16 protein-coding genes and 1 tRNA gene are annotated in these 16,229 nt (G+C 68.9%); 10 read left to right on the top strand and 7 right to left on the bottom strand.

What is annotated here, in order from left to right; genetic code table 11:
• Positions 1 to 4: 4 nt before the first annotated feature.
• Positions 5 to 1,105 carry a pyruvate dehydrogenase (acetyl-transferring) E1 component subunit alpha gene (gene pdhA / locus ABIE41_RS16850; protein ID WP_192641463.1) on the bottom strand — a complete coding sequence of 367 codons (1,101 nt, stop codon included), beginning with the start codon at positions 1,103 to 1,105 and terminating at the stop codon, positions 5 to 7.
• Positions 1,106 to 1,629: 524 nt separating this feature from the next.
• On the bottom strand, positions 1,630 to 2,718 hold the full coding sequence (locus ABIE41_RS16855) for a hypothetical protein (protein ID WP_192641465.1): 1,089 nt from the start codon (positions 2,716 to 2,718) through the stop codon (positions 1,630 to 1,632).
• Positions 2,719 to 2,858: 140 nt separating this feature from the next.
• On the opposite strand from ABIE41_RS16855, the gene ABIE41_RS16860 reads away from it, so the two are divergent.
• Positions 2,859 to 2,933: transfer RNA gene (locus ABIE41_RS16860), tRNA-Lys, on the top strand.
• A gap of 62 nt (positions 2,934 to 2,995) precedes the next feature.
• Here ABIE41_RS16860 and ABIE41_RS16865 read toward each other — a convergent pair.
• Positions 2,996 to 3,289 carry a hypothetical protein gene (locus ABIE41_RS16865; protein WP_192641466.1) on the bottom strand — a complete coding sequence of 98 codons (294 nt, stop codon included), beginning with the start codon at positions 3,287 to 3,289 and terminating at the stop codon, positions 2,996 to 2,998.
• A 161-nt stretch (positions 3,290 to 3,450) separates the two neighbouring features.
• On the opposite strand from ABIE41_RS16865, the gene ABIE41_RS16870 reads away from it, so the two are divergent.
• On the top strand, positions 3,451 to 3,675 hold the full coding sequence (locus ABIE41_RS16870; protein WP_192641467.1) for a hypothetical protein: 225 nt from the start codon (positions 3,451 to 3,453) through the stop codon (positions 3,673 to 3,675).
• Positions 3,676 to 3,688: 13 nt separating this feature from the next.
• On the opposite strand, the gene ABIE41_RS16875 is transcribed toward ABIE41_RS16870, so the two are convergent.
• Positions 3,689 to 3,904, bottom strand: coding sequence for a hypothetical protein (locus ABIE41_RS16875; protein ID WP_192641468.1), 216 nt, complete (start codon positions 3,902 to 3,904; stop codon positions 3,689 to 3,691).
• Between the two features lie 214 nt (positions 3,905 to 4,118).
• Between ABIE41_RS16875 and ABIE41_RS16880 the strand changes: the two genes are divergently transcribed.
• A complete protein-coding gene (locus ABIE41_RS16880; RefSeq protein ID WP_192641469.1) occupies positions 4,119 to 4,700 on the top strand; it encodes a PRC-barrel domain-containing protein in 582 nt (193 codons plus the stop codon).
• A 59-nt stretch (positions 4,701 to 4,759) separates the two neighbouring features.
• Here ABIE41_RS16880 and ABIE41_RS16885 read toward each other — a convergent pair whose 3' ends face one another.
• Positions 4,760 to 6,265 carry an NAD(P)H-hydrate dehydratase gene (locus ABIE41_RS16885; RefSeq protein ID WP_192641470.1) on the bottom strand — a complete coding sequence of 502 codons (1,506 nt, stop codon included), beginning with the start codon at positions 6,263 to 6,265 and terminating at the stop codon, positions 4,760 to 4,762.
• 303 nt (positions 6,266 to 6,568) lie between these two features.
• On the opposite strand from ABIE41_RS16885, the gene ABIE41_RS16890 reads away from it, so the two are divergent.
• From ABIE41_RS16890 to ABIE41_RS16900, 3 genes are all read left to right on the top strand, one after another.
• Positions 6,569 to 6,907 (top strand): P-II family nitrogen regulator, encoded by a 339-nt coding sequence (locus ABIE41_RS16890; protein ID WP_066724541.1) that lies wholly within the window; start codon positions 6,569 to 6,571, stop codon positions 6,905 to 6,907.
• 93 nt (positions 6,908 to 7,000) lie between these two features.
• Positions 7,001 to 8,410, top strand: a complete 1,410-nt coding sequence (gene glnA, locus ABIE41_RS16895; RefSeq protein WP_192641471.1) for a type I glutamate--ammonia ligase — start codon at positions 7,001 to 7,003, stop codon at positions 8,408 to 8,410.
• A gap of 219 nt (positions 8,411 to 8,629) precedes the next feature.
• Entirely contained in the window at positions 8,630 to 9,727 is a 1,098-nt protein-coding gene (locus ABIE41_RS16900) for a glycosyltransferase family 4 protein (RefSeq protein WP_192641472.1), read from the top strand.
• On the opposite strand, the gene ABIE41_RS16905 is transcribed toward ABIE41_RS16900, so the two are convergent.
• Positions 9,728 to 9,874 (bottom strand): hypothetical protein, encoded by a 147-nt coding sequence (locus ABIE41_RS16905; protein WP_192641473.1) that lies wholly within the window; start codon positions 9,872 to 9,874, stop codon positions 9,728 to 9,730.
• A gap of 284 nt (positions 9,875 to 10,158) precedes the next feature.
• Between ABIE41_RS16905 and parE the strand changes: the two genes are divergently transcribed.
• From parE to ABIE41_RS16920, 3 genes are all read left to right on the top strand, one after another.
• Entirely contained in the window at positions 10,159 to 12,267 is a 2,109-nt protein-coding gene (gene parE, locus ABIE41_RS16910) for a DNA topoisomerase IV subunit B (protein ID WP_465247092.1), read from the top strand.
• A gap of 207 nt (positions 12,268 to 12,474) precedes the next feature.
• Positions 12,475 to 13,395, top strand: a complete 921-nt coding sequence (locus tag ABIE41_RS16915; protein ID WP_192641474.1) for a LysR family transcriptional regulator — start codon at positions 12,475 to 12,477, stop codon at positions 13,393 to 13,395.
• Between the two features lie 114 nt (positions 13,396 to 13,509).
• On the top strand, positions 13,510 to 13,767 hold the full coding sequence (locus tag ABIE41_RS16920) for a hypothetical protein (protein WP_192641475.1): 258 nt from the start codon (positions 13,510 to 13,512) through the stop codon (positions 13,765 to 13,767).
• A gap of 3 nt (positions 13,768 to 13,770) precedes the next feature.
• On the opposite strand, the gene ABIE41_RS16925 is transcribed toward ABIE41_RS16920, so the two are convergent.
• The gene (locus tag ABIE41_RS16925) at positions 13,771 to 14,466 is read right to left on the bottom strand and encodes an alpha/beta fold hydrolase (RefSeq protein WP_192641476.1); all 696 of its coding nucleotides are present in this window, start codon (positions 14,464 to 14,466) and stop codon (positions 13,771 to 13,773) included.
• Between the two features lie 161 nt (positions 14,467 to 14,627).
• Between ABIE41_RS16925 and ABIE41_RS16930 the strand changes: the two genes are divergently transcribed.
• Positions 14,628 to 16,214 carry a DEAD/DEAH box helicase gene (locus ABIE41_RS16930; protein ID WP_192641477.1) on the top strand — a complete coding sequence of 529 codons (1,587 nt, stop codon included), beginning with the start codon at positions 14,628 to 14,630 and terminating at the stop codon, positions 16,212 to 16,214.
• Positions 16,215 to 16,229 lie beyond the last annotated feature (15 nt).

Below are 16,229 nucleotides of genomic sequence, written 5' to 3' on the forward strand. Positions count from 1 at the left end.
GCCCTCAGGCCTTTGCCGGCTCCAGCAGGATGTCCGTGAACAGCTCCGACGGATCGGGCTCGGGGTCATGCGTCGCGAACTCGGCCGCGTCGTTGACGATCTCGCGGACCTTGGCGTCGATCGCCTTGAGCTCGTCCTCGCCGACCTTGAAGTCGCGGGTCAGACGGCCCCTCACCTGCTCGATCGGATCGTGCTCCTCGCGCATGCGCTGGACCTCGTCCTTGGACCGGTACTTGGCCGGGTCCGACATGGAGTGCCCACGATAGCGGTAGGTCTGCATCTCGAGGATGTAGGGGCCCTTTCCGCTGCGGGCATGCTCGATGGCGCGGGTCGCGGCGTCGCGCACGGCGCGCACATCCATGCCGTCGACCTGCTCGCCGGGAATGCCGAAGGAGACGCCGCGGCGGGAGAAGTCGGTCTGGGCCGAGGCGCGGCTGACCGCCGTGCCCATGGCGTAGCGGTTGTTCTCGATGATGAACACGACCGGCAGCTTCCAGAGCTGGGCCATGTTGAAGCTCTCATAGACCTGGCCCTGATTGGCCGCGCCGTCGCCGAAATAGGCGAGTGAGACCCGGCCGTCCTCGCGGTACCAGTTGGCGAAGCCCAGCCCGGTGCCGAGAGAAACCTGGGCGCCGACGATGCCGTGGCCGCCGTAGAAGTTCTTCTCGCGGGAGAACATGTGCATGGAGCCGCCCTTGCCGCGCGAATAGCCGCCGCGCCGCCCGGTGAGTTCCGCCATCACGCCGCGCGATTCCATGCCACAGGCGAGCATATGGCCGTGGTCGCGATAGCCGGTGATGACCTGATCGCCATCCTTGGAAGCCATCTGCATGCCGACGACGACCGCTTCCTGCCCGATATAGAGGTGGCAGAAGCCGCCGATCAGGCCCATGCCGTACATCTGGCCGGCCTTCTCCTCGAAGCGGCGGATCAGCAGCATCTCGCGATAGGCGTGGAGGTCCTCGTCCTTGCTGAAGACCGCCATGTTGCTGGGCGCGGGGGCCGCCGCCTTGTCGCCGCCGGCCTTGGCGGATCGCGCCTTTGCCGGCTTGCCGGCGGTTTTGGCTGGGGCGGGAGCTTTCGTCTTGCGCGCGGCAACGGCCATCGGCGGTCCTCCAGGATCATGCGACCTTGGTTGTAGAGGATCGCAAAACCCTTGGCGAGGCAGCTATCTCGCATTGCAGCATCAGCCAAGCCACTGAAAAGACTGACTATTCACAACGTAACCGAAATCCAGTTAATCGATACGTCCGGGACTATTTGCCGGCGATCCGCGACCGCTCAGCGGCCCATCATGATGACGTCGTTCTTGTGGATGCGGCCGAGGCTCTCGCGGGCGCGTTCCTCGAGCACGTCGCGGTCCACCGCTTCGTCGCGGACCAGCGACAGCCCGGTGCTCCCAGAGCTTGCGCTCGGCGGTCAGGCCGGCGAGCTCCGTCTCCATCTCGCGCAGCGAACCCTGTAGCGTGTCGCGGGCGTCGAGACCGCGCGAGCCGTGCTGGGCATGGAACATGAAATAGCTGACCGCCGCGCCCGACACGAGGTAGAGCGCGAGGGTGATGAGGAAGGACCTGACGCCGCGGCGGATGACCATGCCGACAGGGTTAGGCCGGCTTGGTTTCCGACCGGTTAACGCGACGGTGCGATAACGCGCGCGGCGCCGTCCGGCTGCAGCGGGCCGCCCTTCGCCACCGAGGCGATCTCCGCCTCAAGCCGCCGCGCGATCGGCAGGCGGAAATGCAGCGGGTCCCAGTAATTGTCGTCGCGCAGCGTGATCGGCGACGGCAGGGCGTAGTCGACGACCGTCGCGCCGCGGCGGGTCGCCAGCGCCGCCACGGCCGCCTTGCAGGCGGACTCGCGCTGGGCCGCGGCGGAGCCCTGGCGCGGCTGCGACGCATGATGGGCCGGCGGCAGCACGAGCAGCAGGCGCGTTCCGGCGGGGAAGCGGGCGAGCGCCCCGTCGAGCCAGTCCAGCGCCGGAAAACGCCACTGGGCGCGAATCTCGGCCGGGACGGATTCGGCGGGGACCACCGGACCCGGATCGGGCCACGGATCGGCGCCGCCATAGAGATGCCAGCGTGCCCGCGCCGCGTCATAGAGCGCCTCGGGCGGGGTGAAGACCTCGTAGCCGTCGCCGCGAATGCGCTCCGGCATCAGGCCGAGCCGGTGCGCCAGCAGCCGGGCTGCGATCTCCAGCGTCGTCAGGTTCATCAGCTGTGACCAGTCGCGCCAGCGAATGCCGTCATAGAGCCAGGGCGGAAAAGGACGCGGCGTCAGGCGCTTGGCCTCATTCGTCGCATCGGCGTCGCACCAGGTACCGTCGATGCCCCACAGTATCGTCTTCGGCGCGGCGACCTGCCCCGCGAAGAGCGTGGCCATCTGCAACTGCTCCCAGGGCGTGGCGGCGTTCATGGCCAGATTGGCGAAATGCCCGTCGATGCCGCGCGACAGGATGGCGGGGTCGAGCAGGCGCATCGTCGAGGTGCCGAAGACGGCCGAGTCGAACCCGCCCGAGCGGACGAGCTGCGGGTACATGAAGCGCTGGTTGATATCCATCAGCGGGCGCGGGGTCTGGCCGGTGGAGACGCGCAGACCGAACGGATCGAGCGCCGCGGCGAATCCCCACAGCGCCAGAAGCGTCGCCAGCGCCGCGCCGAGGAACCATGCGGTCCAGCGCGCCCAGACGGCCTCGATCCGCGATTCCCGCGCTTCCCCCATGCCGCTCCCGTCCCGATCAACCTCGCGGCGACCATCCTTCGGTCCCGCCGGCGCGCCGCAATGCCGCGCTTCTGGCACGGATTCCGTCACCGGAACAATGTTGACCCGCGGGCGGGGCGTCCGTATGTCAGCGCCGGTGAGGGCGGGTAGCTCAGTGGTAGAGCACGTGACTTTTAATCATGTGGTCGAGGGTTCGATCCCCTCCCCGCTCACCACGCGCCGGCCATGGATGGCCGAGAGCGCGTGACGGCGCCCCGCCCCTGACGCCTCGAGAACCTCAGCCAAGTCGCTTCGTCGGCGTGCGCGAACCGGGTGCAAGGCCCGGATGGGGCCCGCGGTACAGCTTCCCGCGCTCGTGATATTCGCGGTAGCTCCCCAGCCCGAGAGCCGGCCAGCCCGGATCGACATAGCCCATCAACTCGTCGCAGCGGTGCCGCTGACGTTCGGCCGCCGAGGTCGCGTCGGCGCACATGATGACCTGGCCGCGCTGCCAGAAGGCGCCGGCCGGCGCAACGCTTATCAGGGTGAGACCCAGCGCGATCCCGATGCAGCCCGTCAGCGATCGCGTCATGTGGGTGCCCTTCTGGCGCTGGCGACGGCGCCCGGCCGTCCTCGAGGGCGCATGAGGCCGCCAAATCCTTTGAGGAAGGCTTAAGCGCAGATCCCGGCACCTTGGAACAAGGCGGCGGCGGGCGGGTAGACCGGAGAATGCAGCGAGAGCGGAGCTTGTTCATGCGTGTCGATGTCAGCCATCCCACCCATCCCGGCGAGCCTCAGCAGCCGCGCATCCGGATCGAGACAGTCGAGGATTACGAACAGGCGACGCGGCGGATCGCGGCACTCGACAGCGCGACCAGGGGCGAGACCGAGGAGCGCGAGCGCATAGCCCTCGTCGCGGCCGTGGCCGCCTGGGACCGGCGCCATGACGATGCCTCGGACTGGAGCGACGGACGCTAGGCGGCCGGGCTGCTCAAATATCGTTGCTTGAGTTGAGTTCGCTCGGACGCAGGCCCTGGTCGGTCGGGGCCTCGCCCCCGGCAGTGTCGCCGGGCCGGCTCATCCATTCCCGCAGGATCGCCGCCAGCGCGTCTGCGCGCGAGGCGGAGGGGCCGAGATCGCGACGGTAAGCGTCGAGCGCCTCGCGCTCTTCCGCTCCCAGGAGAATGGTCACCGCGTCGTCGGCCATGGTCGGATTCTCCTGCCGCTCGCGGCGCATCGGGGGATCGGGCTGATGCGGCGGCAACGCCCCTCCGACCCCCGGGTTCCAGGCCGCGAGCGCCGCCCTCGCCCCCGAATCGGCCAAAAAGATCGCCGCCGCCGTGAACCTTCGCCGTACTCGGAGGTTGATTTGGCAAGCCGCCCAGGGCGGACCGGACTTCAACGATATCGAGGAGGACACCATGTTCACACGTTCCATCACCACGGCTTCGCTGGCCCTCGCCCTGATGGGCGCCACCGCCATCGCCCAGACGACAGCCCCCGCTCCCAGCGCGGCCCCGGCCGCCCCCTCGGCGACCATGGCGCCGTCGTCCACCACTGCCGTGGCTCCGGCCAACACGTCCTGGCAGGGCAAGTGGCGTGCAACGCAGCTGATCGGCGTCGACATCTACGGTCCTGACAACGCCAAGGTCGGCGACGTGACTGAAGTGCTCTTCGACAAGACGGGCAAGATCGAAATGGTCACCGTCGGTGTCGGCGGCTTCCTCGGCATCGGCTCGAAGGATGTCGCGATCCCGTTCTCGCAGGTGAACTGGAGCGAGACCCCGATGGCGTCCGCCGCCCCGGCGAGCGGCATGAGCAGCGGCACGGCCGGCACCGGCACCGGCACCGCTGGGGGCACGGCGGCCACTGCTCCGGCCGGCACGGCGACCGGCACGGCTGCGACCAACCGCGCGCCGATGATGTATCCGGACCACGGCAAGATCACCATGACCAAGGCGCAGCTCAGCGACGCCCCGGCGGTGAACTATTCCGGCAGCTGATCCGACTCCACCGGTCTGACGAGGCCCGCCCGCGAGGGCGGGCCTTTTTTTCATGTGTGTCAGCCGTCCAGCACTTCGTGAAGCAGCGACGGGACGGCATCCGGCAGATCATCGGCGATCAGGCCTTGCCCCAGCGTCTCTCCGGCCCGTCCGTGCAGCCAGACAGCGGCACAGGCCGCCTCGAAGCCCGGCATGCCCTGGGCCAGCAATCCCGCCACGAGCCCGCCGAGCACGTCGCCGGATCCCGCCGTCGCCAGCGCCGGAAAGCCCGTCGTGTTGATGGCAGCGCGTCCCTGCGGACAGGCGATCACCGTGTCCGGCCCCTTCAGCACGATCACCGCCCCGGATTTCGCGGCAGCGCGGCGCGCCCGGTCGAGCTTCGAGCCGCCGCCCCCCTCCCCGAAGACGCGGGCGAACTCGCCCTCATGGGGTGTCAGCACGCAGGCGGCGCCGCGCCGGGCGACCTGCCGGGCGAAACGAGACGATCCGCCGGCGACGATCGTCAGCGCGTCGGCATCGAGCACGGCCGGCACCGGTCGTTCCAGCACGGCGGCGACGACGTCCCGGGCTTCGGCGTCCAGCCCGAGCGCCGGCCCGATCAGCACCGCAGAGAGCCTCGGCTCGGCGAGCAGCCGCTCCAGCGCCGCCCGGTCCGCCACCGCCCGCTGCATCAGCGCGTCCGGGCCTCGTGCGGCATGGGCGGCCAGCGCCTCCGGCCGGCAGGCGATGGTCGCCAGCCCCGCCCCGATCCGGAGAGCCGCCCGCGCCCCGAGCCGGGGTGCCCCGACCCCTTCGAGACCACCCGCCACCACCAGGACCGAGCCGCGGCGGTACTTATGCGTATCCACTGCGAGGACGGGCCACTTTGCCCGCCACAGCGCGGGGGCGTTGCGGAAGAGGACGGGTGGCCGCTCAGGCGTAAACACGAGTTCGCTGCCGATGCCGATATCGGCGAGCGTCACGATCCCGCAGAGAGAGCGTCCCGGCACCAAAAGATGGCCGGGCTTGAGACGAAAGAACGTGACGGTCTCGGTGGCCCGGACCACCGGTCCTTCGCTGCTCCCTGTGTCGCCGAACAAGCCGCTCGGGACGTCGACTGCGACGACCGGGCGGCCCGCCGCATTCACCGCCTCGACGAGTTCGGCCACCGCGCCGTCCAGCGGCCGGTTCAGCCCCGCCCCGAACAGGGCATCGACGATTAGCCCGTAATCCGCGGGCGTCAGCCCCGCGAGCGGCTCGACCGGGCCCGTCCAGGCGGCGGCCATCTCGGCGGCGTCGCCCGAGAGCGCCTCCCGACCTCCCGCCAGCGCCAGGGTTACGGGGCGGCCGCGACGGGCGAGCAGCCGCGCGGCGACGAAGCCGTCGCCGCCATTGTTTCCGGGGCCGCAGAGAACCAGGATGCGCGCGCCAGGCGGAGTGCGCCGGTCGACCGCGTCGGCCACGGCCCGGCCGGCGCGCTCCATCAGGACGAGGCCTGGCGTGCCCGCGGCGATGGCGGCCCGGTCAGCGGCCGCCATGCCGGCGACATCGAGCAGGGCGAGATCGGTCTCTTGGGTGACGGCCATGGCGCATCATCCCGGAGGCGTCCTGCGCCCGCAAGGCCCGGCCCGCGGATCAGTGAATGAACACCGATTAAGCAATTGCCTATTTTATGATCTGTTTTCTGCCCCATCATCGCGCAGCCGGCTCATCGCTGTTGCGTAGCGAGAGCGGGGCGCCGATGCTATGAGCAGAGACGTGATGTTCTCCGCCGTCGTCGGCGGTCCGGCCCGGGCTTCGACCGGGCGCCTGGAGGCGGCGATCGGGCGGGGACGGCGGGTTCCGGGCCCATCCGGGATCACTTTCGGCGCAAGGAGGCCGGTCGGCGCATGAAGAAGATCGAAGCGATCATCAAGCCGTTCAAGCTGGACGAGGTGAAGGAGGCGCTTCAGGAGGTCGGCCTGCAGGGCATCACCGTTCTCGAGGCCAAGGGCTTCGGACGGCAGAAAGGCCACACCGAACTCTATCGCGGCGCCGAATACGTCGTCGACTTCCTGCCCAAGGTGAAGATCGAGATCGTGCTGGCCGACGAGATGGTCGACGGTGCCATCGAAGCCATCATGAAGGCCGCCCAGACCGGCCGGATCGGCGATGGCAAGATTTTTGTATCGACGGTGGAGGGGGCGATCCGCATCCGTACCGGAGAAACCGGCGCGGACGCGATCTGAGGGCTCATCCCGACCCGCAAGTTCGTCGGCCCGGCGGTCATAGGACCCCGCGGATCGTATGAGTTGAGAAACGACCATAAGAGGATTGCTGAGATGAAGAACGCCAAGGATGTCCTGAAGGCGATCAAGGACAACGACGTCAAATATGTCGACTTCCGCTTCACCGACCCGCGCGGCAAGTGGCAGCATGTGACGTTCGACGTCACCATGATCGACGAGGACATCTTCGCCGAAGGCACGATGTTCGACGGCTCCTCGATCGCCGGCTGGAAGGCGATCAACGAGTCCGACATGCTGCTGATGCCGGATCCGACCACCGCCTGCATGGATCCGTTCTTCTCGGCGGCCACGATGGTCATCACCTGCGACGTGCTCGAGCCGGCGACCGGCGAGCCCTACGGCCGCGACCCGCGCGGCATGGCCAAGAAGGCCGAGGCCTATCTGAAGTCGACCGGTATCGGCGACACGATCTATGTCGGCCCCGAGGCCGAGTTCTTCGTCTTCGACGACGTCAAGATCGCTGCCGACCCGTACAACACGGGCTTCAAGCTCGACAACGTCGAGCTGCCGATCAACGGCATGACCGAATATGAGGGCGGCAACCTCGGCCACCGCATCGCCACCAAGGGCGGCTATTTCCCCGTCCCGCCGCAGGACTCGGCGCAGGACATGCGCGGCGAGATGCTGGCGGCCATGGCGGCCATGGGCGCCAAGGTCGAGAAGCACCACCACGAGGTCGCTTCCGCCCAGCACGAGCTCGGCCTGAAGTTCGACACGCTGACCCACATGGCCGACACCATGCAGGTCTATAAGTACGCCATCCACAACGTCGCGCAGAGCTACGGCAAGACCGCGACCTTCATGCCGAAGCCGATCTATGGCGACAACGGCTCGGGCATGCACGTCCACCAGTCGATCTGGAAGGGCGGCAAGCCGATCATGGCCGGCAACAAGTACGCCGACCTGTCGCAGGAGTGCCTCTGGTACATCGGCGGCATCATCAAGCACGCCAAGTCGCTGAACGCCTTCACCAACCCGTCGACCAACTCCTACAAGCGTCTGGTCCCGGGCTATGAGGCTCCGGTGCTGCTGGCCTATTCGGCCCGCAACCGCTCGGCTTCCTGCCGTATTCCGTGGACGACCTCGCCGAAGGCCAAGCGCGTCGAGGTCCGCTTCCCCGATCCGATGGCGAACCCCTATCTCGCCTTCGCGGCCATGCTGATGGCCGGCATCGACGGCATCGTGAACAAGATCGATCCGGGCCCGGCCATGGACAAGGATCTCTACGACCTGCCGCCGCGCGAGCTGAAGAAGATCCCGACGGTCTGCGGTTCGCTGCGCGAGGCGCTGGAGTCGCTCAAGAAGGACAACGCCTATCTCAAGGCCGGCGGCGTCTTCAACGACGACTTCATCGAGAGCTACATCGAGCTGAAGATGCAGGACGTGGCGCGCTTCGAGATGACGCCGCACCCGGTCGAGTTCGCGATGTACTACTCCTACTGAGGATTTCGGTCGGCCCTCGAGGCTGGCCGCGAGCTTCCTCCCGACCGCGGTTCGCGCGGTCCACCTTTGCAGCCGGGGTGGCGACACCCCGGCTGTTTTTTTGTCTCCGGCGGGCGTCGGACCGAACCGGCTGGCGCGCGCCCTGCAACGCCGTCTTTACGCAGCTACGGCATGGTCGCCGCCGATGCGCGGGCAGGCCGCGCCGCGGAGAGCCGGCGCTTGACGACGATCCACATCAACGGGCGCTTCCTGGCGCAGCCGCTCACCGGCGTGCAGCGCTTCGCCCGCGAGCTGACGCAGGCGCTCGACCGGCGGATCCTCCGCGGTGCGGTGCCGCCTGCGCTGGCGAATGCCGCATGGCGCCTCGTGGTGCCCGAGAACGCCGCAGAGGATTTTGCGCTGGCGGCGATTGAACGCGAACGTCTCGGCGGCGGCAGCGGCCATCTCTGGGAGCAGACGGCACTGGCCTGGCACAGCCGGAACGCGATCCTGCTCGGCTTCGGGGGCAGCGGCCCCCTGCTCCACCGCCGTCAGCTCACCGTGATCCACGACGTCACCATCGTGCGGCATCCGGAGTCCTTCAGCCGCGCCTACCGGCTGTTCCACCGCCTGCTCGGCACAATCCTCACCCGCTCCGCGACGGTGGCGACCGTGTCGGACTTCTCCAGGCGCGAGATCGGAGCGGTCTTCGGCGTCGATCCCGACGGCATCGCCGTCATCCACAACGCGACCGACCATTTTGCTGCGCTGGCGCCCGACGAGGCGATCCTGCAGAGGCTGGGCCTGGCGGGGGGTGATTACTTCCTACTGGTGGGAACGCTGAAGCCGAACAAGAACGTCGCCTTCGCGATCCGAGCCTTCGAGGCGCTGGGCGCCAGAGGGCAGAAGCTCGTCATCGTGGGCGGCGTCCATTCCCACGTCTTCAAGGGCGGCGGCTACGGGACGGGCGAGAACCTCGTCTTCGCCGGGCGGCTGGAGGATGCCGAGATCGCGGCGCTGGAGCGGCGGGCAACCGCCTTCCTGTTCCCCAGCCTCTATGAGGGGTTCGGCATTCCGCCACTGGAGGCGATGTCGCAGGGTTGCCCCGTGCTGGCGGCCGATATCCCGCCGGTGCGGGAAGCCTGCGGGGACGCGGCGCTCTATTTCGATCCGCGCGACGAGGCACCGCTCATCGCGGCGATGCGGCGCATTCTCGACGAGCCCGGGCTTCGGCAGGAACTTGCCGGGCGCGGCCATGACAACGGCGTCCGCTTTTCCTGGGATCGCAGCGCCGCGGCGCTGCTCGACGTGATCGCGGGGCTCGCGACCCGCCGCTGATCAGCGGCCGGAGCGCAGCCAGCCGGTGACGGTGGCCAGCCAGCGCGAGGGACCGAAGGCCGGGCGCAACGGCGACACCGTGTCTTCATGCCCGAACGCCTCGCCCGCCATCCGCGCCGCCCGCTCGAGCCCGCTGATGCCGATCATCTGCCGATGTCCGTGAGCCATGGTCCGTTCCCCCTCGTCTTGGCAATGCGGCCTGCCGAAGCGGCGGGTCGATCGCGTGCCCAGTCTCTGCTCCCATCGCTTAATGCGCGTTGAACGAAACGGTTCCGCGACGCGTCCTCCCGCCCTTTCGTGACGCTGAGACGACACCACCGGGACAGGCTGGTTTGCACGGGGTTGCGGGCACTGTAGAAGGGCTTCGGCGCACGGCGGGGCGCCGTCTGGGCTATGATCGGCCGTCGCGAATCGGGGACTTCAGACCGGACATGGCGGATAACGGCGATCTTTTCGGCGGCCAGCCCGACGGCCCGGCCCCCATGGCCCCGCCTGCGGCACCCAAGCCTGCGCGCGCTGCCGCGGCGCAGGCCGCAACGGTCGCGTCCGTGCGCCAACAGCCGGCTGCAGCCGCGCCTCCGCGCAACGGCACCCTGTCGGAGACCGGCTACGACGCCTCAGCCATCGAGGTGCTGGAGGGGCTGGAGCCTGTACGCCGCCGGCCGGGCATGTATATCGGCGGCACGGACGAGCGCGCGCTGCATCATCTCTTCGCCGAGGTCATCGACAACGCGATGGACGAGGCCGTGGCGGGCCATGCGAGCTTCATCGATGTCGAGCTGCTGGAGGATGGCTCGATCGCGGTGACCGACAATGGCCGCGGCATCCCGGTCGATCCGCACCCGAAATTTCCCGGCAAGTCGGCGCTCGAGGTCATCATGACCACGCTCCATGCCGGCGGAAAATTCGACTCCAAGGCCTATGAGACCTCCGGCGGCCTGCACGGCGTCGGCGTCTCCGTCGTCAACGCGCTCTCGGACCGGCTCGAGGTCGAGGTCGCGCGCGGCAAGATGCTCTATCGCCAGGTGTTCTCGCGCGGCGTGCCGCAGGGCCCGCTGGAGACGGTCGGCCCGGTCGCCAACCGCCGCGGCACGCGGGTGCGCTTCCATGCCGACGCGCAGATCTTCGGCGAGGGCGCGCAGTTCGTGCCGGCGCGGCTGTTCCGCATGGCCCGGTCGAAAGCCTATCTCTTCGGCGGCGTCGAGATCCGCTGGCGCTGCGCGCCGTCGCTGCTGAAGCCGGAGGGCGATGTCGCGCCGGAGGCGGTGTTCCGCTTTCCCGGAGGCCTGCGCGATTATCTGGGCCGCGAGATCGAGGGCAAGGATCTCGTCGCCGAGCCGATCTTCGCCGGCAAAATTACGCGGGACGGAAGCCATGGCTCGCTGGAATGGGCGATCGCCTGGCTCGCCACCGGCGAGGACGGCTTCTCCTCCTCCTATTGCAACACCATCCCGACGCCCGAGGGCGGCACGCATGAGCAGGGGCTGCGCATCGCGCTGCTTCGCGGCCTGCGTGACCATGCCGAGCGCATCGGCCAGTCCAAGCGCATGGCGCAGGTCACCTCCGACGACGTGATGGCGACCTGCGCGGCGATGCTTTCGGTCTTCATCCGCGAGCCGGAATTCCAGGGCCAGACCAAGGACAAGCTGGCGACGCTGGAGGCAGCGCGCATCGTCGAGAACGCCGTCCGCGACGCTTTCGACCACTGGCTGGCCCAGGCGCCGCAGCAGGCGCTGAAGCTGCTCGACTGGTCGGTCGACCGGGCCGAGGAGCGGCTGCGTCGCCGGCTCGAGAAGGAGGTCTCGCGCAAGACCGCGACGCGCAAGCTCAGGCTGCCCGGCAAGCTCGCCGACTGCTCGAATGCTGGCGCGGCGGGCTCGGAGATCTTCATCGTCGAGGGCGACTCGGCCGGCGGCTCGGCCAAGCAGGCGCGCAACCGCGCGACGCAGGCGATCCTGCCGCTGCGCGGCAAGATCCTCAATGTCGCCAATGCGACGCGCGAGAAGCTGAATGCAAATCAGCAGCTCGCCGATCTCATCCTGGCGCTGGGCTGCGGCATCGGCAGCCAGTTCCGCGAAGACGACCTGCGCTACGAGAAGGTCATCGTCATGACCGACGCCGATGTCGACGGCGCGCATATCGCCTCGCTGCTGGTCACCTTTTTCTGGCGCCAGATGCCGCGGCTGATCGAGAAGGGGCATCTCTACCTTTCGATCCCGCCGCTCTACCGCCTGCGCCATGGCGGCAAATCCGTCTATGCCCGCGACGACGCCCACAAGGACGAGCTCATCGCGACCGTCTTTAAGGGCAAGAAACCCGAGATCGGCCGCTTCAAGGGCCTCGGCGAGATGATGCCGGCCGAGCTCAAGGAAACCACGATGGACCCGGCCAAGCGCATCCTGCTCAAGGTCATGGTCGATCACGAGGCGCGCGAGGAAACCTCGGATACGGTCGAGCGGCTGATGGGCAACAAGCCGGAGGCCCGCTTCCTCTTCATCCAGGAGCGCGCCGCCTTTGCCGGCGAACTGATCGACCTGTGAGCCCGCCGACGATGGCAGCGCGACAGGGCCAGCCCCGCATCGATGCCGGGTTGGCCGGCAAAGCTGCCGGGCTGCCGGGCGCAGTGCCGCCCGTCATGATCGGGGCATGTCACATGAACCGCCCCTCGCCTCGCCGCATCGAACCTGCTCCCGCCATGATCCCGACGGCCTCGCCGACCATCCTTTCCGCCACGGGCCGCTGATCCGATGGGGCCTGCTGCTTCCGCTGCATCTCGACGCGACGGCGATCTGGCGGCGCCCGGCTGGGACGATATCGGCATCTTCCACGCCATCGCCGAGAGCGGGTCGCTGGCCCTGGCGGCGGTCCGGCTCGGGTTGAGCGAGGCGACGACTGCGCGTCGGCTCAAGGCCTTCGAGCGCCGCCTCGGCCTGCTGCTCTTCCGCCGCGGCGCCAACCGCCTGATCCCGACCGAGGCCGGTGCGGCGCTGGCGCGCGAGGCGGAGGGCGTCGCGACCGCCGTCGCCCGTTTCGCCAGCCGGGCACGAGCGGCACGTCCCGAGGCCTCGGCGCCGGTGCGTGTGACGGCCACCACCTCGATCAGCCTGTTCCTGACCAAGCATGCCGGCACGATCTCGGCCGGGGCCGGCGGCGTCGAGATCGTCATCATCAGCACGCGCCAGCGTCTCGACCTCGCGCGCGGCGACGCCGACATCGCGGTGCGGATGAGCCGCATCCCGGAGGAGCCGGGCCATTACGGCCAGAAGGTCGGGCGCCTCGTCCAGGCGCTCTATGTCCGCCGGGACGTCGATCCCGAGGCGGCACCGATCATCTCGGTCAGCCGCGAAACCTCCTCGCGGATCGACGAGCACATCATCGCCTATGCGGCCGGGCGGCCGATCGCCGCGCGTGTCGGCGATTCCGCGGCCCGCTACGAGAGCGTCCGCTCGGCCGGCGCCGTGTCGATGGTGCCCTGCTTCATGGGCGACGCAGATCCCCTGCTGCGCAGGCTGGCGCCACCGCCCGATTTGACGGCGGACGAAATCTTCCTGGTCACGCATGAGGTCTCGCGGCAGCGGCCCGCCGTCGTCGCGGTACTGGCCGCGCTGCGCAAGCTGTTCCGCGACCATCGCGCCGGGCTGGAGGGCCAGGTCCCGCCGACCAAGTGAGATCGGTTGCATTCGACCGATCGCGGGAAGGTTTCGCTAACCCTCCCTTTACGGCTCCCGGCGCAGAGTCGTGTCATCGGGGCGTGGGGATGCCCCCTGATGCGGGAGGGCCCGATGCGGCTCATCGACCTTTTCTTGAAGAACGAGCGCGGCACCCTCGTCGCGAACATCGCCAAGGCCGGCGCGGCGATCGCGTTCCTGTCGGTTCTGGCGGCCAATTTTGTCTCCAGCCAGACCGCCCATTTCGACCGCGAGCGGCTGGCACAGGTCGCAGCCGCAGCCTCCGGCAACAAGGGCGACCCAATGGTCACCGGCTCGCTGCGCAAGGCTGCCGCCGAGACCCGCCTCGACCCCTGCGTGGTCCCGCGCTGAGGCTCAGCCCAGCCAGGCCAGCAGCTCTGCGGTGACGGCCTCCGGGCTCTCCAGCGTCGAGAGATGGCCGCAGCCCGGAATCGCCACCAGCCTCGCGGCCGCGCCGATCCCCTCGGCGATCTCAAGGGCTTCCGCCGGCGGCGTGATCGCGTCCTCCTCGCCGACCAGCACCAGTGTCGGCACGGCAATCGCCGAGAGGCCAGGCCGCGAATCCGGGCGGGCCATGATGGCGCGCTGCTGACGCACGAAGCCGTCCGCTCCGATCGCATCCGCCATTGCGCGCACGAGCAGGCGCAGCTCCTCGTCGGCCAGGCGCGCCGGCGCCACCAGCTTCTGCCAGAGCAGCGTCGTGACGTTGTCGAAAGCCCCCTTCTGAGCGAGCGCGATCATCTGCTCGCGCGGGGCGTTGGTTTCAGGCGTCGGCGGCTTGGCGGTCGTGTCGAGCAATGCGAGCCGCGTCACGCGCTGCGGTGCCTGTCGCATCACCTCGAAGGCGACATAGCCGCCCATCGACAGGCCGCAGAGCGCGAAGCGCTCCGGTGCTGTCGCGAGCAGCCGCTGGACCACCGCTGCGAGGCTCTCGTCGCGATCGTGACGGGCGACCATGACCGAGCGTCCCGGCGCAAGAGCGGGCCATTGCGGAGCGTAGAGACGCGCATCGCAATTCAGTCCCGGGATCAGGACAAGCGGTTCAGTCATGGTATTGGAGCTCCTCAAGGCGCTAGTTGATTGACTTTGCCCTGCTTTTTCTGCATTGCACAGCAGTCCGAAGGCGCGCAGGCACAGACGTCGCGCCACCGTCGCGGTTGATCAGGTCATCCCGCCACGTGTCACCGACCCTTGAAGAAGCGCAACCATCGATGTCTTTTGCCGAACTCGGCCTGAGCGAAAAGGTTCTGACAGCCGTCACGACCGCAGGCTACAACACGCCCACCCCGATCCAGGCCCAGGCGATCCCGCATGTGCTGGCCCGCCGCGACGTTCTTGGCATCGCCCAGACGGGCACGGGCAAGACCGCCGCCTTCACGCTGCCGATGCTCACCATCCTGGAAAACGGCCGCGCCCGGGCCCGGATGCCGCGCACGCTGATCCTCGAGCCGACCCGTGAGCTCGCCGCCCAGGTCGAGGAGAACTTCACCCGCTACGGCGTCAACCAGAAGCTCTCCGTCGCCCTGCTGATCGGCGGCGTCTCCTTCGGCGACCAGGACGCAAAGATCACGCGCGGCGTCGACGTGCTGATCGCGACGCCCGGCCGCTTGCTCGATCATGTCGAGCGCGGCAAGCTGCTGCTCACCGGCGTCGAGCTGCTCGTCATCGACGAGGCCGACCGCATGCTCGACATGGGCTTCATCCCGGACATCGAGCGCGTCTGCAAGCTGGTGCCCTTCACCCGGCAGACGCTGTTCTTCACCGCGACGATGCCGCCCGAGATTACGCGCATCAGCGAGCAGTTTCTGCACAATCCGGTCCGCGTCGAGGTTTCGCGCCCGGCGACAGCGGCGACCACGATCACGCAGCGGCTGATCGCCTCCAATGGCCAGGATTTCGAGAAGCGCGAGACGCTGCGCAAGCTCATCAACGAAGCCAAGGACCTGCAGAACGCGATCGTGTTCTGCAACCGCAAGCGCGATGTCGCAACGCTTCACAAGTCGCTGCAGAAGCACGGCTTTCCGGCTGTCTCACTGCATGGCGACATGGACCAGTATGCCCGCATGGCGGCGCTGGAATCCTTCCGCACCGGCGAGAACCCGATCCTCGTCGCCAGCGACGTCGCCGCGCGCGGCCTCGATATTCCCGCCGTCAGCCACGTCTTCAACTACGACGTCCCGACCCATGCCGAGGACTATGTCCACCGCATCGGCCGCACCGGCCGCGCCGGGCGCGAGGGCGCATCCTTCACCATCGTGACACGGCATGACGAGAAGCTCGTCGCCGCGATCGAGAAGCTGATGGGCCAGGGCATCTCCTGGGAAGAAGGGCGCGGGCTCGACAACCTGCCGCCGGCCGCGCCGCGCGAGGAGCGTCCCTCGCGGGGCGGACGTGGCGAGGAACGCCGTGGACGTGGCGGCGATCGCGGTCGTGGCCGTCCGGAGCGCGGCCCGCGGGCCGAGCCCGAGGCGACGCCGCGCCCGATCCGCGTCGAACGCTCCGCCAGCGAGGACGAGGCCGCCCCGGCGCGCCGCCGCGGCGCCGATGGCCCCACCCGCACCAAGATCCGCGGCGAGGCCGCCGTCGCTGCGCCAGTGGCCCGTGAAGAGCGCGCCCCGCGTGAGGAGCGTGCGCCCCGCGAAGAGCGTGCCCCGCGCGAGGATCGCGCTCCGCGCAACGCCGAGCCGCGCGCGCCGCGGCCGGAGTCGCGCCGGCGGGACGAGGATGACGGCCCCAAGGTGAAGGGGCTGGGCGACCATGTGCCGGCCTTTTTGCTGCGCCCCGTCCGCGTCGGCTGATCTCGAGCGATCAAC

The organism is Bosea sp. OAE506, assembly GCF_040546595.1.
GTDB lineage: Bacteria > Pseudomonadota > Alphaproteobacteria > Rhizobiales > Beijerinckiaceae > Allobosea.